This window comes from Scytonema sp. UIC 10036, assembly GCF_009725235.1.
Genome location: NZ_WJFC01000245.1, coordinates 1 through 19,519, shown reverse-complemented (window position 1 = coordinate 19,519; position 19,519 = coordinate 1). Strand labels below are relative to the sequence as shown.

The window sequence follows — 19,519 nt, the reverse complement described above, 5'->3', positions numbered from 1 at the left end:
AATTGCAGGGTGCGGGGTGCTAATTCTGCTACTGTTGCTGCTGCAAACAACTCTCGCAATGGTAGTTCCACTTTGAATATGTTGCGGATGCGCGAAACCAGTTGCGTTGCTAGTAGCGAGTGTCCTCCCAAGGTAAAGAAGTTATCATGTATGCCTACAAGTTCTACTTTCAGCACTTGCGCCCACAAAAGTGCCAGCATTTCTTCAGTTGGGGTGCGCGGGGCTACATATTGGCACAGCAGTGTGCTGTCTAATTCTGGTATCGGTAGGGCGCGCCGGTCTACTTTGCCGTTGGGGGTTAGCGGTAGGGACTCCAAGACCACGAACGCACCCGGTATCATGTATTCTGGTAGCTTCGCTTTCAGGAATTGCCTTAGTTCGCTTACTGTGATTGTCTGGTGTGGGTACGGTACCATGTAAGCTACTAGGCGTTTATCACCCCTAGTGTCTTCACGGGCGACCACACAACATGCTTGCACATTACCATGTTGACTCAGTACTGCTTCTATTTCTCCCAACTCTATGCGGAAGTAGCGTATTTTCACCTGATGATCGATACGTCCCAGGTATTCAATGTTGCCGTCTGGTAAATAACGTGCTAAATCCCCTGTTTTGTAGAGGCGGGAATCAGGGTAGTTGCTAAAAGGGTTAAAGATAAATTTCCCTTGTGTCAATTGTGGGCGATTCAGGTACCCTCGTCCCAAAGGTACACCACCAATATGCAATTCTCCTGGCACTCCGATGGGTACTGGTTGTAGGTGTGAGTCTAAAATGTAGATTTGCGTGTTCGCTATCGGTCGCCCAATAGGCACTGTCGTGAGATTGCCATCTGGTTGGCATTGCCAGGCGGTGACATCAATTGCAGCTTCGGTGGGCCCGTAGAGATTGTGCAATTCACACTTCATGCGAGCGAAAAACTTCTCCTGTAATTGTTTTGGCAGAGCTTCGCCACTACAGATAACTCGTTTCAAGCTACGACAATTTTTTAAACTTTGTTCTTCTAGGAAAACCTGGAGCATCGAAGGCACAAAATGCACTGTAGTAACCTGCTGCTCTAATATCAGGTTGACCAAGTAAGAACTATCTTTATGTCCACTTAGTTTAGCTACAACTAAGTGCGCTCCAGTCAATAATGGCCAGAAAAACTCCCAAACTGAGACATCAAAGCTAAAAGGGGTTTTCTGTAAAATACAATCTATTTCTGTTAATTGATATGCTTGTTGCATCCACAGCAGGCGATTGCAAATCCCTAAATGGGTGTTTAGTGCTCCTTTGGGCTGACCTGTAGAACCACTGGTGTAAATCACATAAGCCAAGTTACTTGAATGCACAGCATTAATTGGATTTTCCTTCTGCCACTGAGAAATAACCTCCCAGCTAGTATCTAAGTAAACAAGTTGTGCCTGATGTGATGGTAATTTCTCAACTAGATGCTGTTGCGTCAGTAGCACTCTTACTTGAGCATCTTCTAAGATGAAACTAAGGCGCTCAGTGGGATACTCAGGGTCAAGAGGAACATAAGCACCACCCGCCTTGAGAATTCCCAATAGTCCCACCACCATCTCCAAAGAGCGCTCTACACAAATACCCACCAGCACATCAGCCCCCACACCCAAGGACTGCAAGTAATGCGCCAACTGATTAGCCCGACAATTCAACTGCTGGTAGGTTAGTTGTTCGTTTTCAAACACCACCGCCACAGCATCAGGTGTACGCTGAACCTGTTCCTCAAACAACTGATGGATACACTTATCCTGGGGATAATCAGCTTGAGTTCGATTCCACTCAACCAATAACTGCTGTTGCTCAGATGGTGTTAAAATCGGCAATTGGTCAATTCCTTGCTGAGGATTCGCCACAATTGCTGTGAGCATGGTACGAAAATGCCCACTCATCCGCTCAATAGTACTCTTGTCAAACAAATCAGTATTGTATTCCCACACACCAACTAGTCCATGAGCGGTGTTCTGCATTATAATGGTCAGATCAAACTTTGCCGTTTCACTTTCTATTGGAAACTCCGTTATAGTTAACCCAGAAAATTCGATTTGCTCACTAGGCGCATTCTGAAGGGCAAACATCACCTGAAATAGGGGTGTATGGCTTAAGTCCCGTTGTGGCTGCAATGCTTCTACTAGCATTTCAAATGGTAAATTCTGATGAGCATAGGCATCGATTGCCATGGAGCGAACCCGGCTCAACAACTGCATAAAGCTGGGGTTGCCTGAAACATCAGTCCGCATCACTAAAGTATTCACAAAAAAGCCAATTAAAGACTCTATTTCACTGTAATCGCGGTTGGCAATTGGTGTCCCCACCAAAATGTCTTCTTGTCCAGAGTAGCGGTAAAGCAGGGTATCAAATGCTGCCAACAGCGTCATGAAGAGTGTACACCCTTGCTCCTGAGAGAGTTTTGTCAGTTTTGCACTCAGTTCCATTGAAAGTGCAAACTCAATATGTGCCCCACTGAATGTTTGTACAGATGGTCTTGGTCTGTCTGTGGGTAGCGATAATAAAGCTGGGGAAGCTTTTAGTTGTTGAAGCCAGTAATCCAATTGGCTTTGGAGTACATCCCCAACTAACCAGTTTCTCTGCCAAATGGCAAAATCTGCATACTGAATCGCTAGTGGCTCTAAACCAGAGGGCTGACCGATGGAATAGGCATTGTACAGTGCTGTTAATTCTTCGACAAACACACCCATTGACCAGCCATCAGAGACAATATGGTGCATACACACTAACAATACGTGTTCTGTCTGTGACTGCACTACTAATGTTGCTCTGATTAAGGGTTCACTTGCTAAGTCAAATGGTTGAATCGCTTGAAATTTCGCTAATTTGTGTGTGGCTATTTCAATTTCCGTTGTGGGTACATCAAGCAAATCAACAACGGAGAATGTCCAATTTGTTGGTGTGTGAATGATTTGTGTTGGTTTTCCTTCAACTGTAATAAAGTTAGTGCGTAATGCTTCGTGACGAACAATGATTTGTTGTAAGCTTTGTAAGAGCGCTGCCACTTGGAGATTGCCCACAATACGCAAACCTATCGGGATGTTGTAGAAGGGGCTGTTTGGTTCTAACTGGTCTAAAAACCATAACCTCTGTTGCGCAAATGACAGTGGTAGTTCTGCATTTTCTTCCCTTGCTAATATGGGTGGGATAGACTGTTCTAGATTTTGTTGCTGCAATTGCAGGGTGCGGGGTGCTAATTCTGCTACTGTTGCTGCTGCAAACAACTCTCGCAATGGTAGTTCCACTTTGAACATGTTGCGGATGCGCGAAACCAGTTGCGTTGCTAGTAGCGAGTGTCCTCCCAAGGTAAAGAAGTTATCATGTATGCCTACAAGTTCTACTTTCAGCACTTGCGCCCACAAAAGTGCCAGCATTTCTTCAGTTGGGGTGCGCGGGGCTACATATTGGCACAGCAGTGTGCTGTCTAATTCTGGTATCGGTAGGGCGCGCCGGTCTACTTTGCCGTTGGGGGTTAGCGGTAGGGACTCCAAGACCACGAACGCACCCGGTATCATGTATTCTGGTAGCTTCGCTTTCAGGAATTGCCTTAGTTCGCTGATTGTGGGTTTTATCTGTGGTCGCTTGACGATGATGTAAGCTACTAGGCGTTTATCCCCCAGGATGTCTTCACGGGCGAGCACACAACATGCTTGCACATTATCATGTTGACTCAGTACTGCTTCTATTTCTCCCAACTCTATGCGGAAACCCCGGATTTTCACCTGATGATCGATACGTCCCAGGTATTCTATATTGCCATTTGGTAAATACCGTGCCAAATCCCCTGTTTTATATAATTTTGATGAGTGACTTGTTACCTTAGAATTGTCAAAGGGGTTGGGGATAAATTTTTCAAGTGTTAACTCTGTTCTGTTGAGGTAGCCTCTTGCCAACCCCACACCACCAATGTGCAATTCTCCTGGTACACCAATCGGTACTGGTTGTTCGTGCGAGTCTAGGATGTAAATTTGCGTGTTCGCTATCGGTCGCCCAATCGAGATTTTTTGGTCTAAAGGCGTGCCCAGTACGATTGTGGCACAGACAGTCGCTTCTGTCGGTCCGTAGGCGTTGAAAAAGTTTCTACCAGCAGACCATTGCCTGATTAATTCCCCTGAACAAGCTTCTCCAGCTACAATTATTGTTTGCAGTACCGGAAGTTCCTCAATAGGCATAACAAAAAGCGCTGATGGTGGTAGCGTAATATGCGTAATGCCATAATCGCGTAATCGCTCAATTAACGGTATACCGGGCATGAGAGCGTCTTTTGAAACTAGGTACAGTTTTGCCCCTGAGCCAAAAGCCATCAAAATTTCCCAAATAGAAGCATCAAAACTCAACGAAGCAAACTGGAGAACGCGACTATCACCATCCAAGCCAAAAGCCTTCTTCTGAGCTATTGCTAGGTTGCACAATCCCCTATGCTCAACCATCACCCCTTTGGGTAAACCTGTGGAACCACTCGTATAAATTACATTCGCTAGATGACCAGGCGTCACCCCACTGGTAGGATTATCCTGGTTCTTATCGACAATTTCTGACCAGATCTGCGCTAAAAAGACTTGGGTTGCTTGATGTTTGGGTAGTTGCTCAACTAAGTGCTGTTGCGTCAGTAGCACTCTTACTTGAGCATCTTCTAAGATGAAACTAAGGCGCTCAGTGGGATACTCAGGGTCAAGAGGAACATAAGCACCACCCGCCTTGAGAATTCCCAATAGTCCCACCACCATCTCCAAAGAGCGCTCTACACAAATACCCACCAGCACATCAGCCCCCACACCCAAGGACTGCAAGTAATGCGCCAACTGATTAGCCCGACAATTCAACTGCTGGTAGGTTAGTTGTTCGTTTTCAAACACCACCGCCACAGCATCAGGTGTACGCTGAACCTGTTCCTCAAACAACTGATGGATACACTTATCCTGGGGATAATCAGCTTGAGTTCGATTCCACTCAACCAATAACTGCTGTTGCTCAGATGGTGTTAAAATCGGCAATTGGTCAATTCCTTGCTGAGGATTCGCCACAATTGCTGTGAGCATGGTACGAAAATGCCCACTCATCCGCTCAATAGTACTCTTGTCAAACAAATCAGTATTGTATTCCCACACACCAACTAGTCCATGAGCGGTGTTCTGCATTATAATGGTCAGATCAAACTTTGCCGTTTCACTTTCTATTGGAAACTCCGTTATAGTTAACCCAGAAAATTCGATTTGCTCACTAGGCGCATTCTGAAGGGCAAACATCACCTGAAATAGGGGTGTATGGCTTAAGTCCCGTTGTGGCTGCAATGCTTCTACTAGCATTTCAAATGGTAAATTCTGATGAGCATAGGCATCGATTGCCATGGAGCGAACCCGGCTCAACAACTGCATAAAGCTGGGGTTGCCTGAAACATCAGTCCGCATCACTAAAGTATTCACAAAAAAGCCAATTAAAGACTCTATTTCACTGTAATCGCGGTTGGCAATTGGTGTCCCCACCAAAATGTCTTCTTGTCCAGAGTAGCGGTAAAGCAGGGTATCAAATGCTGCCAACAGCGTCATGAAGAGTGTACACCCTTGCTCCTGAGAGAGTTTTGTCAGTTTTGCACTCAGTTCCATTGAAAGTGCAAACTCAATATGTGCCCCACTGAATGTTTGTACAGATGGTCTTGGTCTGTCTGTGGGTAGCGATAATAAAGCTGGGGAAGCTTTTAGTTGTTGAAGCCAGTAATCCAATTGGCTTTGGAGTACATCCCCAACTAACCAGTTTCTCTGCCAAATGGCAAAATCTGCATACTGAATCGCTAGTGGCTCTAAACCAGAGGGCTGACCGATGGAATAGGCATTGTACAGTGCTGTTAATTCTTCGACAAACACACCCATTGACCAGCCATCAGAGACAATATGGTGCATACACACTAACAATACGTGTTCTGTCTGTGACTGCACTACTAATGTTGCTCTGATTAAGGGTTCACTTGCTAAGTCAAATGGTTGAATCGCTTGAAATTTCGCTAATTTGTGTGTGGCTATTTCAATTTCCGTTGTGGGTACATCAAGCAAATCAACAACGGAGAATGTCCAATTTGTTGGTGTGTGAATGATTTGTGTTGGTTTTCCTTCAACTGTAATAAAGTTAGTGCGTAATGCTTCGTGACGAACAATGATTTGTTGTAAGCTTTGTAAGAGCGCTGCCACTTGGAGATTGCCCACAATACGCAAACCTATCGGGATGTTGTAGAAGGGGCTGTTTGGTTCTAACTGGTCTAAAAACCATAACCTCTGTTGCGCAAATGACAGTGGTAGTTCTGCATTTTCTTCCCTTGCTAATATGGGTGGGATAGACTGTTCTAGATTTTGTTGCTGCAATTGCAGGGTGCGGGGTGCTAATTCTGCTACTGTTGCTGCTGCAAACAACTCTCGCAATGGTAGTTCCACTTTGAACATATTGCGGATGCGCGAAACCAGTTGCGTTGCTAGTAGCGAGTGTCCTCCCAAGGTAAAGAAGTTATCATGTATGCCTACAAGTTCTACTTTCAGCACTTGCGCCCACAAAAGTGCCAGCATTTCTTCAGTTGGGGTGCGCGGGGCTACATATTGGCACAGCAGTGTGCTGTCTAATTCTGGTATCGGTAGGGCGCGCCGGTCTACTTTGCCGTTGGGGGTTAGCGGTAGGGACTCCAAGACCACGAACGCACCCGGTATCATGTATTCTGGTAGCTTCGCTTTCAGGAATTGCCTTAGTTCGCTGATTGTGGGTTTTATCTGTGGTCGCTTGACGATGATGTAAGCTACTAGGCGTTTATCCCCCAGGATGTCTTCACGGGCGAGCACACAACATGCTTGCACATTATCATGTTGACTCAGTACTGCTTCTATTTCTCCCAACTCTATGCGGAAACCCCGGATTTTCACCTGATGATCGATACGTCCCAGGTATTCTATATTGCCATCTGGTAAATACCGTGCCAAATCCCCTGTTTTATATAATTTTGAATTGTCAAACGGATTGGGGATGAATTTCTGTTGTGTTAACTCTGGTCGGTTGAGGTAGCCACGTGCAACACCAGCACCACCAATATGTAATTCTCCTGGTACACCAATCGGTACTGGTTGCAAATTTTTATCTAATATATAAACCAGGGTATTGGCGATCGCACGACCAATGGAAATCAAGCTCTCCTTGGATTCTACTTGATATACTGATGACCAAATAGTAGTCTCAGATGGTCCATAAAGGTTCCACACTGAAGCGCTCACAGCACACAATTCATTCGCTAGATCCCTTGGGAAAGCTTCTCCGCCGCAAAGTATTTTGAGATTGCTAGATTGGTAGTTGGCTTCTAAAAGTAATCTCCAAGTAGCGGGAGTTGCTTGCATGATTGTTGCTTGCGACAAAACTAGCAAGTCTAATAACTGTCTTCCATCACGGGTCGCCTCACCAGGGGCTATGACCAGACATGCACCTACAGTTATCGGCAGAAAAATTTCTAACGCAGCAATATCAAAGGCAATAGTAGTTACCCCAAGGAGTATATCTTGTTTTGTAATTCCTGGGCGCTGCTGCATGGCAGATAGGAAATTGCTCACAGCGTCGTGTAAAATTTGCACACCTTTGGGCTGACCAGTAGAACCGCTGGTATAAATCACATAAGCCAAGTCACTGGGTTGTACATTAGTGATGGGATTGTCCTGACTCCACTGAGAAATTACTTGATTTTCTGTATCTAAACAAATAAGTTCTACAGTATCAGCAGGTAGTCTGTCAAGGAGTGACTGCTGGGTCAGCAGTACTCTTACTTGAGCATCTTCTAACATGAAACTAAGACGCTCAGTGGGATACTCAGGGTCAAGAGGAACATAAGCACCACCCGCCTTGAGAATTCCCAATAGTCCCACCACCATCTCCAAAGAGCGCTCTACACAAATACCCACCAGCACATCAGCCCCCACACCCAAGGACTGCAAGTAATGCGCCAACTGATTAGCCCGACAATTCAACTGCTGGTAGGTTAGTTGTTCGTTTTCAAACACCACCGCCACAGCATCAGGTGTACGCTGAACCTGTTCCTCAAACAACTGATGGATACACTTATCCTGGGGATAATCAGCTTGAGTTCGATTCCACTCAACCAATAACTGCTGTTGCTCAGATGGTGTTAAAATCGGCAATTGGTCAATTCCTTGCTGAGGATTCGCCACAATTGCTGTGAGCATGGTACGAAAATGCCCACTCATCCGCTCAATCGTGCTAGCATCAAACAAGTCAGTGTTGTAATTCCACGTACCTTTGAGCGAGCCTGGTACGTCAACAATAGTCAAAGTTAAATCAAACGGAGCTCCTTGAGATCCTGGAATCAATGATTCCACAATCAACCCATCACTATCCATGATTGAGACTTTTCCCTCACCGTGGTGAGAGCTATCCCAAGCGAATGCTACCTGATAGAGTGGCGAACGGCTTGGATCGCGGATAGGTTGCAGTTGTTCCACCAATAAAGGAAAGGGATATTCTTGATGGTCTAGGGCATTTAACACACTTGAGCGCGATCTTTCAAGTAACTCTTGAAAGGTTGGATTTCCCGACATGTCTGCTCGCAAGACCACAGGATTAGTAAAGTAACCAATAATGTTTTCAAATTCTTTTCGGTTCCGATTCGCCATCGGAGAGCCAATTAAAATATCTTCTTGATTGGTATAACGTAGTAATAATACTTGTAATGCTGCAAAAAAAAGCGTGTAAACAGAGACACCTTCTTGACTTGCCAATTCTTTCAGCTTTTCGACAAGTTGTTCTTCTATAGCGAAAAAGTAGGTAGCACCATTATAGGTTTGGATCGCAGGTCTTGGTCTATCTGTCGGCAGATTTAGTATTGGCAACTCACCAGACAGTTGTTTTGACCAGTAATTATACAAACCCTCAGAGAATGTACCACTGAGCATTTGCTTTGACCAGTTGACGTAATCTCGATACTGGCAATTTTGTTGTCTGAGTAATGGCTCTACACCTGTCGTGATTGCTTGATATAAGAGTCTCAGTTCACTGACGATGATTTCTAAAGACCAGAAATCCACTACTATATGGTGTGCGCTTATTAACAAAATATGTTCTTTTGTAGCTAATGTACCATCTGTAGTGTCATGAATCAACACTCTGAAGCGCAATATCGGTCCATGTTCTAAATCGAAAGGGCGATCGCTTACTTCACTAAGCCAGTTGTTTACTTCATCTTGGCTCCAATTGAAAGCTTCTTGGATGCTAAAACAAACCTGCTGGTTTTGATGAACTGTTTGCACAGGTTCGCCATCAATGCTTGTAAAGGTAGTCCTTAAAACTGGATGTCGTTCAATGAGGGCTTGTGTCGCCTGCTTAAGGGCTGGAACATCTAAATTTGTGACTAATCTTGCTGCATATGTGGTGTTATAAGCTGTACTTTCTGGTGCTAATTGATACAAAAACCACAGTGCTTGTTGACCGTGGGAGAGGGGATAAGTCGAAGGATTATCAGTCCCCTGCGCTAAATTTCGGATAATTTCAAGTTTGTATCGCTTAATTTGGGCTAATAACTCAGGGGTTAACACATCTTCCGGAGCTTCATAGCATAGTTCGTCACCATCAACCCACAATTCTATACCTGTTGCTTGAAGATTTTCCAGAAGCTGTGTTAAACTCATAATTTACCTCTAATCTTGCTTTTCTTACTAAATGTAGTTGTGGGTGCAACTGATAAATTTGAAATGGAATTCACTTCAAAAAGTTGTTCGCTCACAAATTTTGTTAACCCAACAACACTCACCCCATCTAAAAATTTCGCCATTGGGATATTGACTTCCAACTCTGCTGTGAGGAGATTTCTCAATTCCACAACCATTAAGGAGTCAAGTCCCATTTTGTTAATCGGCAGTTCAACATTTAGCTCAGATGTAGTTATTTCTAGCGACCTAGCAATGTGTTCCCGCAAGTGAGTCATCAAAAGTGATTGGCTTTGCTCTTGTGAATTGCCTTTGATTTGATCTAAAAGTCGTGGAACCTCCAGTTCTCAAAATGGATGAGGTTTAATTATGAATTTTCTGTCTTTTGAATAAGAATTGCAGCCCAAGTTGTTCCTGTACCTATTGTATAGAGGATTACGAAGTCGCCAACATTGATAAATCCTTTTCCTCTTCTCCACACATCTGTTAAATTACGAATAGTATCAACATCACCCACATGTCCATAATCAGAAATATTATCAAGAAAAACTTTACTTATGGGAATGTCAAGAATCTTACAATATCTTTGCCAAGCGAAACGCGTTGTATTTTGGGGTATAATCATACTGATTTCATGGATTTTAATTGAGTTCCTTTCTACTAAAGTTTTGATTGCATTTGCTCCTAGCTCTACAACTAATTGCGATTTTGTAATAAAGTCTGAAAATTTACTAATACGATTATCTTCTATACTTACAAAATCAATTATTGAGCAATCTGTTTTATCTGCTGAAAGCTCTATAATCCCAGCACCATCACTTACAAGTGTACCTTTTCCCATTAAGCTTAATCGTCTGTCATTAGTATAGAAGTTTCTTGATAAAATTAAAACCTTCCGAGCCGATCTATCTCTTAGCATGGAGAGAGCTATTCGCATAGCTATCAATGTGCTAGCACACTCAACTGCAACATTAAACAGTAACGCATTATCCAATTTGAACTCATGTTTTACAGAGTATGCAATATTAATGCATTCACTATCATTCTCAGCCCAAGAGTGTCCGGATGCAATAGAATCGCCAGCAGCATAGATCAAGACATCTATTTCTTCAGGTGTCGAACTGTATTGCAAGAAGTACCTTTGTAATAATTGATGAAAACGTAGTAGCTCATTTTTTCGATCGTCAACGTAAACAAACTGCACTCCCAGAGTTTCAATCAATATCTCGGTGAACTGCTTGCGATCTAACCCATTAGGAATATTAGATTCAGACAAGTTGCTGATAAGCTGTTCAATAGAAACCGATTGCTCAGCAATGTAGTAGTCAGAGTAACTAATTCCAGGACAAATCATTTTGATTTTAATTTATATTCTTACTTACAGAGCGATTGTACTATTAATTTTCAACGTGCATAGATGGGATGAGAACCAAACTGCTTTACCTGTAAAGTGCGACTAGAAGTAACAAAAGATTCAAGAACTCTCAAAAGACTATCAAGATATACTTCGATGGATCTACTGCAATACGGCACTACTCATCTAACGGGTGATATATGCATTAAGTCCTTCCAAATAAACAGTTTTGGCTCATTTTGAGGTAAGCAGCTTGGAAAACTCATAAAATCGAATGTTGGTTCTGTCTACGTTTAAATTCCATTACAAGATTTGCTAAGCTTTTCACGCTAGTTTTTTTGGATGAGAGAAACACAGATAAATCGAAATTAACATCAAATGTCTCTCTCATTCTTAACAATATCTGAGCAGCCAATAGTGAGTGTCCTCCCATTTTAAAGAAATCTTCTTCGAAATCGATTTCAGTTAATTTTAATGCCTCTATAAAAAATCCCGCGATTACAACTTCAAAAGATGTTTTTGTATTTTCAGCAAATTTATCAGTGTTTTTATTAGCTGTTTTTTTTGAATTTAATAATGATTTTCGATCTATTTTTCCATTAGGATTTAAAGGCATTTCCCTAAGAAAAATGAATTCATTCGGTACCATGTAGTGAGGCATTTTACCAATTAGATGATTGCGTAAACTGTCTATAAGTCTATTATTTGAATCTTCTGTATTCGCAATCGCAAGTAAATTAATACAAACTATATAAGCTACTAAGCGCTGGTCTCCGGACGTAATCTCTTCAACTATTACTACGGCTTCCTTTACCTCAGGGTGTTGACGAAGTGACGTTTCAATTTCTCCAAGTTCAATACGTTGACCACGTATTTTTACTTGATAATCGAGTCGTCCAGAATATTCTAAATTACCATCCGATCGATAACGAGCGAGATCGCCTGTTTTGTAGAGCCGTACATTTGAATTAGAATTAAATTGCTCAAATACAAATTTCTCTTCCGTCGAGATTGGATCATTAAGGTATCCCCTTCCTATTCCATCTCCAGCTATACACAATTCACCAATATCACCAAAAGGAACAAGATTTAGATTTTCATCGACCAAATAAATTTTTGTATTGAAAATAGGCTTACCGATAGGCACTGATGATGAGATATATTGTTCAAAATCATATAGTCTGTAGAACGTCGATACATCTGAACATTCTGCTACTCCGTAAACATTAATAAATTCTGCATTAAAAAAATCGCATGAAACGCAGTTTTCAAGTCTTGAGGCAGAAATAGGTTCACCTCCTAGAAAAACTTTCCTCAAAGACATTAGTTGTTTAAAAATTTCGTGATTCTGCATTTCGACCAATGCATAGAAAGAGCTGGGTGCACAGTTAAGTAGAGTAATTTGTGAACTGCAAATAGTTTCCAAAGTGAGAGTCTGATCAAAATAATCTGATGCCAATATATGTAATTCTCCTCCACATACTAGCGGCATCATAATACTTCTTTGAGTTATATCGAAACTGAAAGAACTAATAACAAGTACCTTGTCATTTGGGTTAATTTTAAATTCTTGAACAAACCAATTTAATAAATTAGTCCAACCCCGATGGTAAACTGCTGTGGCTTTTGGTTTACCTGTAGAACCAGAAGTAAAGACTGCATACGCAAGACTGTCTAGAGTAGCATGAGTATCTGTAAGATTTTCACTACATTCTCCTGCAAACTGCTCGCAACTTGCATCTAGACAAATGATTTTCGCATGACAATCCGGTAACTGATTTATAAGACGTTTCTCAGTCAGCAGAACGCTGACTGGAACTTCTTTAAACATCTGTGCTAAGCGATCATTCGGATATGTTGGATCGTATGGCAAATAGGCTCCTCCAGACTTGAGTATACCTAGCAAGCCAATCACCATTTGAACAGACCGATTAATAAATAGTCCAACTGGTATATCTGAACTCACACCTATCTGCTTCAGGAAGTGTGCAAGTTTATTAGCTTGCTCGTTAAGCTGTCGATAAGTCAACCTCTCATTCCCAAAGACAATGGCAGTTGAATCTGGAGTACGTTCCACTTGTAACTCAAATAGTTCATGAACACATTTATTGGGGTATTCAGTCTCAGTATGATTTAATCCCGCTAAGATTTGATAATACTCTTGTGAAGATAAATCTTTAAATAAATCGCTCACGATTGAACTCCATTTTTACTTGTTAACGATATGCAATACTTATTAAGTCCTCATCCTAATGCTTTTAACGTAGTTATGTCAAATTACTTACATATTTCTTTAACATGGATTTACCGTTCCATTAGTATTTTAGGCGATGTGAATATAAAATTAATTTTGCCCCTGTACTTGTATTCTTTTTTGGAGATGTGTCAATACGGTTCGGTTAAGCCCAGAACCAGGTAAAATGAGAGTTATCCCCTGAATGTACTGAGTAAGAGTGCAACTCAAAGAATTCTCGCTGATCTCGCCGGTGATCAAATCAGGTACGGTACTCAAAGCCTTAGCTCGACTTTATCCATTTAAGCAGCAGTTCGTAAAAGCCGAGTTTGACTGGAGTGTAAGAACAGCAGGTAGATTTATGCAAGTAGCTACTCAATTTAAATTTGCCAAATTGGCAAATTTAAACATTGCCGTTTCTCTGATTGGTGCTTTAAACCGGGATGGGCTTGTGGCTGCAATGACCGTTCCAGGGAGTACAAATACTGAGGTATTTCTGACCTATGTGACCCAGGTCTTAGTACCACAGTTGTGTAAAGGGGCAATTGTTGTCATGGATAACCTTAAACCCACATTCCGCAGATGTAACTCATATTACTGATAATTTTGAAATATCCAAGCCAGAAAAATTTTACCAATCTAATATTTCTGGCTGAAGTTCATTTTTAATCTAAATAATTAGATTTCTACAAAAACGCTTTTATCATCTACATTTCCTGAATCTACTTTTAACCCACATTACGCCCTTCAAAAAGTAGCATAAGAAAACTACATTCACGCGCAATTAAAAACTATTGTTTTTAACAATCAAGTCCCAATAAAAAATAAATTATACACACCATAAATTAAGCTTTTTTATCGTGTAGAAAAAGCCATTTAAACAAAAATATTAAAATTTTTTATTTTTAATCAATCATGAAAACATCAGTATATGCAATAGGGAACTGTAGATTTTAAAACTAAGATAATAAATAATATTTTTGACAAGCGGTAGGTAGGAACTGTAAGATGTAATATAACAACGTGATTGTGTTAAGTTAAGAATTTGTTTAAACCCTTGTAGGATCAGAAGATGAATTCCTTGAAAACATACGCCAGTTGCTTCAAGTCGGGTTCCCCGACTTGAAGCAACTGGCTCTGAAATATCCAGCGTAAAGTAGGGGATTCTGTTGGTTTATTCATGCGATCGCTGTAAATAATTTGGTTGTCCCTATTTCATAATATTTGTCTAACGCTCTCCCTAATATATCATCGTTTAAATGTCATGGTAATACTCCCGTTCCTATTAGATGTTCCGTCGCTTTTCCTACAAAAAAAATCTTCGCTCTAGATATAATGGGGCGCTCAAAAACCCTAATCCATTCAAAATCATCGCTTTCATTACTTGTCCTGGACTTAGAGTTTCTTTTGTTTTTATTCCCACTTTAAAAAAATTACGTCTCACATCAACCTTCTTTCGATTCAAAAAGCCGATAGTATCCCTGACTTAAGAGTATGGATGTAAATAGATATTAAGAGAACAGACTATTAGGCACAATCCAGTAATATTATAACTATCTGAAGTATTGTTATCTATTTGATATTAAGTAGGAAAGTTTTATGACTCAAGGAAATCTCTACCTCAGGCAAAATGTTCTCGTAGAACCGCTCTTCAACCAATGGTATGCTTGGTCTTATCTCATTGCTCCCACAACAGCAGCGATGTATGTAGAAAACTTGCATCTAAACATTCTTCGCTCTTTCATTGCAACGCCACAAGTCCACATCTATGCGCAAAAAGACCCGGCGCTGCTGGGTGGTCCCTTTATTAATTATCCTGTGGAACGTATGGGTGAAATCAAGGACTTGTTAGAGAAAACCCTTCAAGAAAATGAGCCTCTGCTGCAGTTTGCTTCTGCGCTCAAAGCCTTTGATGAAAAACTTCAAGCTGAAGCTGTTGGATATTCGTTAGAAACGCTTTACCAAGAGATGCCAGAGCCTTTGCAAGGTTATGTCGAATTGGTGTACGACCCGCATAATCATCCGTCCATGCGCTTTTTTGAGGGACTACTTTATAGAAGCCCCTATTACCAACCTTCCGCACAAAGCATTGCCCTTTCTTTAATTGACAACGATAACCGAAGCTTTATCCTGTCAACACCTCGGCTTCATGAATCCAATTACCTCAACCTGCGGATTCCTTTTTCCCATCAAGGAATCGATGAGCTTTTTGAGATGAAAACATTCCCTAAACCTCTGAACTATATCAAAGAACAGTTCAACCTCCTGGACAATGATGAGGATGAGCTTTTCCACTCATTCTTTACGGAGGAACCTCCACAGCCCAGCCAGACTTATCAAGATAAGGATGTGCGCATCCGCTACTACGGTCATGCTTGTCTCCTTATAGAAACTTCGAATACCTCCATTCTCATAGATCCGTTAATCAGCTATAAATATGATGATCGAGGTATCCCTCGCTACACATTTGAAGACTTACCAGAAAAGATAGATTATGTGCTGATTACTCATAACCATCAGGATCATGTTCTGTTTGAGGTGCTATTACAACTGCGGTATAAAATTGGAACTATTGTTGTTCCAAGGAGCGGCAGTGGAGTGCTGGTGGATCCTTCCCTGAAACTATTGTTAAAGCATACCGGTTTCAAGAATGTTATTGAAATGGATGAGATGGAAGAGATAGAAGTTGCTGACGGAATAATTATTGGGCTCCCTTTTCTTGGCGAACATGGAGACCTAAATATCCGCACAAAGCTGACGCATCTGGTTCGTCTGAAAGGGCGCTCTATTCTCTGTGTAGCGGATTCCAATAACCTGCAACCGAAGCTATGCGACCACCTTCGGAAATTAGTGGGAAAACTAGATGTGTTGTTTATTGGGATGGAGTGTGATGGAGCTCCCCTATCGTGGCTATATGGGCCATTGTTAACCAAGGCGATTCCTCGAGAGATGGATCAATCCCGTAGGATCAATGGCTCCAATTTCGAACGAGCCCTAGACATGGTTGAGGGTTTTGCTCCAGAGCAGGTCTATGTGTATGCCATGGGGCAAGAACCTTGGATGAATCATCTGCTCGAAATGTCGAATAGAGAAGCCTCAAAACTGATTATTGCTGAGTCCAATAAGCTTGTTGAGGAGTGCAATCGCCGAGGTCTCACTAGTGAGCGATTATTCGGGCAAAAGGAGATTATTCTGTCAGTCTAAGCTCGACTTTATCCATTTTTTTTGCAACGCGATCGCTATAGTTTATCGAAGTCTATACCCATGACTATATGTCTTATTGTTGAGTAAGAGGGAAACTCATGTTTTTGTATTCCAAATGTCTCTATTAAAATCCGACGATGACGTTTGACAAAATCTCCCCATGCACGATACCCAACATATCCACTCATAGGGCCCATTATTACAAACAACAACACTAACCAAAGTGGATGTCTTCGACCATCTAAAGTTCTAAAATCTTCCACTTGCTTCAACTGTTCAATCAGATTGGCATTCATGATTTTTCATCCCCTCACCACTTGCTATTTTACCTGTTTTAGGGGATGAAACAGCCCTGCCGGGGGATTTAAGGGGATCAATTAGTTCCTAAAATCACAGCAGACCACTTTTCAAGCAACCTCATTATGAACAAATAAAATAAAGTAAGTTGACATTCTTGGATATATGGTTTTTAATACTAACTAAAGGAAAACAAATGGTAGATTGCTATACAAAAGTATGGTTTTCCAAACAAGAAGTTTATTATTAGAGAGAAGGGTACAAGAAATAATTGTAGAGACTAAGCTTTTGCTATCAAACTAAACTTTTACCAGGGAGTAACGAAATATGTTTCAACAGGCTCAAGAACAAGATTCAAAATTACTCAATGACTACATTAAGGATTCCTTAGGTAACATTGTTACCGAGGAAGAACTTCTCGAGTTGCAAGAGTCTTCGATACTGATGGAAGAATGGTCAAATGAAATGTGTGAAAGCAAGTCAACCGGGGGAATGGAAGAGTGGGGGAGAAAGGAAAAAGCGAAATTGCTGAGCGAGGATAATTCATGTGGATGGTATCATGGTACTTGGCAGTATCTCCAGCTTTTAAACATGGTCGCGATCCCGCGCTGGTACCCTTTCTACCAAGAAGCTCTATGCAATGTGTTTTCAAAAAATAGAAGTGCTAGGGTGATGATATCTGCCGCAGCTGATTATGGTATGCTCCGAACCGTTTATGATGCAATAAAGGCATCAAATGCACAGCCTGAATTAGTTCTTTATGATATTTGCCAAACTCCTCTTCAATCATCTCGTTGGTATGCCAAGAAACATGGTTTGTCACTTTTAACATATCATACAAATATCCTCACTGCGGAAATTGAACCTGCATCGTTCGATTTGGTAGTGACTGACGAATTTCTCACAGTCTTAAATGCAGAGTCAAAGTGTCCAGCGGTATCTGTTTGGAAGAAGATACTTAAGCCGGGCGGTTGTCTCGTGACAACTGCAATGATTGGTGAGCCAACAACCGAAGAACAACGAAGAGCATATGCCGATCGCGCACGCAAATTATTTGCAAAATATGGTTCGCTGTTATTTCCAAATCATTCTTCATCACAGGAAAAGATAAGTCTTCTAATGGATCGCTTTGAGAAATTTGCATCTCTGCATACCCGGCACATGATTCGTGATGAAGCCCAGCTAGTAAACTTGCTTGAAGGGTTCACAAATATTGTTACAAAAACAGTTGAAACGCCGGGTGAATGCGTGAATCCGACTTTTTCCTTTCAAATTACTGCCGAGGCGTAGTGTCAATGATATCTAAGAAACCTGTTTGACTAACAAAACTCGTAGATTTCTTCCACGATAAAGGCCTTAATCACGTCAAGTAATATATAGGAATCCGGTTTGATTCCTGAAATTGTTTGCGTACACAGGCAAGAGGTAAAAGGTAAGACCCAATAGGATTACAGACCATTAAGGTGTACTGAGTTTTGTTCAAAAATCAGCAGAGGAGTACTATAGATCAAATGGGTATCAACTTAAGGCGGAACAGAATTTTGCTTAAGCGAGGCTTAATCCCTTAAAGGCTGCAACCTTCTTCTTGTAAGTTTTCCTGCCTTAAGTTGAGATCCGATAAAATCACTGTTCCAGTAACAATTCTAGAAATCTGTAGATTGTCTAAGAATCGTACAGAATGACCTTAGCGCTCTTTTATTACTATCATGATAGAAAAATAATCTTATTTACTTCGATTTTTATACGAACCAGAAGAGTGTAAAGAAATTTGCAACCATCACCCAGGAACTTGTAGCTGTTGTGGAGAGCGATTGATAGGAGTTGATGCAATACGGTTCGGTTAAGCTCTAAGCTGTACTGCTCACAGAGAAGGTGAGTGTTTCAATTTTCATTCCAGCCCCTTTATGTATCGGCTTCTTAGAGGGAAATTTAGCCCTAGAGAGTCGGTTCAGTAGAAGATATGTATCGTTAGACCTACTCTAAAAAAACTTAAATGTATTCTTTTAGATAAGTATTTAATTCCTATTGAACTATGGTACTGCTCTTGATTCTCTAAACACATAATGAAGGAGCGAATATGAGAACCTCAATTTCTGGTACACTGAGTGATTTAGAACTAACAAGGTTCTTCGTCGCAATAACTTTAATCCTTCTTTTTTCTCATGTTTTTGGTTATCTTTTTTATCGCTTCAAACTCCCTAGAGTTATTGGAGAAATTTTAGGAGGGATATTATTAGGTCCAACAGCATTAGGTCATTTTATGCCAGAAGTGTATGCATGGATATTTGCAGCTTTTGAAACAGAAGGAAAACTAATTTCTTTAATCTCTTACTTAGGATTAACATTGTTAATGTTTATTTCAGGATTTGAAATTCAAAAATCATTAGATCGTGAAGATAAACAAATTATCCTTGTTCTTGCATTTGGCTCAACAATTGTCCCTTTTCTTGCAGGATTGATGGCTCCATTTATATATAATTTTAAACCATATATCGGAGAAAAAAATAATGAATTAGCGTTACAATTGGTAATTGCAATTGCAACATCTGTTACCTCTGTTCCTGTAATATCGAAAATCTTTATTGATCTTAAGATTATTAGTACACGCTTTGCCAAAATTGTACTTTCAACTGCAGTGATTCATGATATTGTGCTATGGATAGCATTAGCTATTGCTACTGGATTAGTAACCAGTGAAAAGTTGTCCATATTATCGATCACAAACACAGTATTAGCTACAAT

At 41.1% G+C, this 19,519-nt stretch carries 8 protein-coding genes and 2 pseudogenes; 4 read left to right on the top strand and 6 right to left on the bottom strand.

Annotated features, from left to right (window positions below):
- The 4 genes from F7734_RS53965 to F7734_RS53950 form a co-directional block, all read right to left on the bottom strand.
- Positions 1 to 9,671, bottom strand: a 9,671-nt coding sequence (locus tag F7734_RS53965; RefSeq protein WP_155752462.1) for a non-ribosomal peptide synthetase, incomplete at its 3' end; no start/stop codon positions are given.
- Complete coding sequence (locus F7734_RS53960) at positions 9,668 to 9,967, bottom strand: acyl carrier protein (protein ID WP_155752461.1); 300 nt, start codon at positions 9,965 to 9,967, stop codon at positions 9,668 to 9,670. The genes F7734_RS53965 and F7734_RS53960, both read right to left, overlap by 4 nt.
- Positions 9,968 to 10,056: 89 nt before the next feature.
- Positions 10,057 to 11,043 carry a 3-oxoacyl-[acyl-carrier-protein] synthase III C-terminal domain-containing protein gene (locus F7734_RS53955; RefSeq protein ID WP_155752460.1) on the bottom strand — a complete coding sequence of 329 codons (987 nt, stop codon included), beginning with the start codon at positions 11,041 to 11,043 and terminating at the stop codon, positions 10,057 to 10,059.
- A gap of 262 nt (positions 11,044 to 11,305) precedes the next feature.
- Positions 11,306 to 13,237, bottom strand: coding sequence for a non-ribosomal peptide synthetase (locus F7734_RS53950; RefSeq protein ID WP_155752459.1), 1,932 nt, complete (start codon positions 13,235 to 13,237; stop codon positions 11,306 to 11,308).
- Between the two features lie 511 nt (positions 13,238 to 13,748).
- On the opposite strand from F7734_RS53950, the pseudogene F7734_RS64735 reads away from it, so the two are divergent.
- Positions 13,749 to 13,841 (top strand): annotated as a pseudogene (locus F7734_RS64735) (IS630 family transposase); the annotation flags it as partial.
- 628 nt (positions 13,842 to 14,469) lie between these two features.
- On the opposite strand, the pseudogene F7734_RS53940 reads toward F7734_RS64735, so the two are convergent.
- Positions 14,470 to 14,684: pseudogene (locus tag F7734_RS53940) on the bottom strand (DUF4277 domain-containing protein); the annotation flags it as partial.
- 191 nt (positions 14,685 to 14,875) lie between these two features.
- Between F7734_RS53940 and F7734_RS53935 the strand changes: the two are divergent.
- Positions 14,876 to 16,480 carry an MBL fold metallo-hydrolase gene (locus F7734_RS53935; protein WP_155752457.1) on the top strand — a complete coding sequence of 535 codons (1,605 nt, stop codon included), beginning with the start codon at positions 14,876 to 14,878 and terminating at the stop codon, positions 16,478 to 16,480.
- A 35-nt stretch (positions 16,481 to 16,515) separates the two neighbouring features.
- Here the strand turns inward: F7734_RS53935 and F7734_RS53930 are convergent, their stop codons facing one another.
- Entirely contained in the window at positions 16,516 to 16,776 is a 261-nt protein-coding gene (locus tag F7734_RS53930; RefSeq protein ID WP_155752456.1) for a transposase family protein, read from the bottom strand.
- A gap of 328 nt (positions 16,777 to 17,104) precedes the next feature.
- Here F7734_RS53930 and F7734_RS53925 point away from each other — a divergent pair, with 328 nt between their 5' ends.
- Complete coding sequence (locus F7734_RS53925; RefSeq protein ID WP_155752455.1) at positions 17,105 to 18,067, top strand: class I SAM-dependent methyltransferase; 963 nt, start codon at positions 17,105 to 17,107, stop codon at positions 18,065 to 18,067.
- 787 nt (positions 18,068 to 18,854) lie between these two features.
- On the top strand, positions 18,855 to 19,519 hold a 665-nt coding region (locus tag F7734_RS53920), incomplete at its 3' end, for a cation:proton antiporter (protein WP_207714429.1).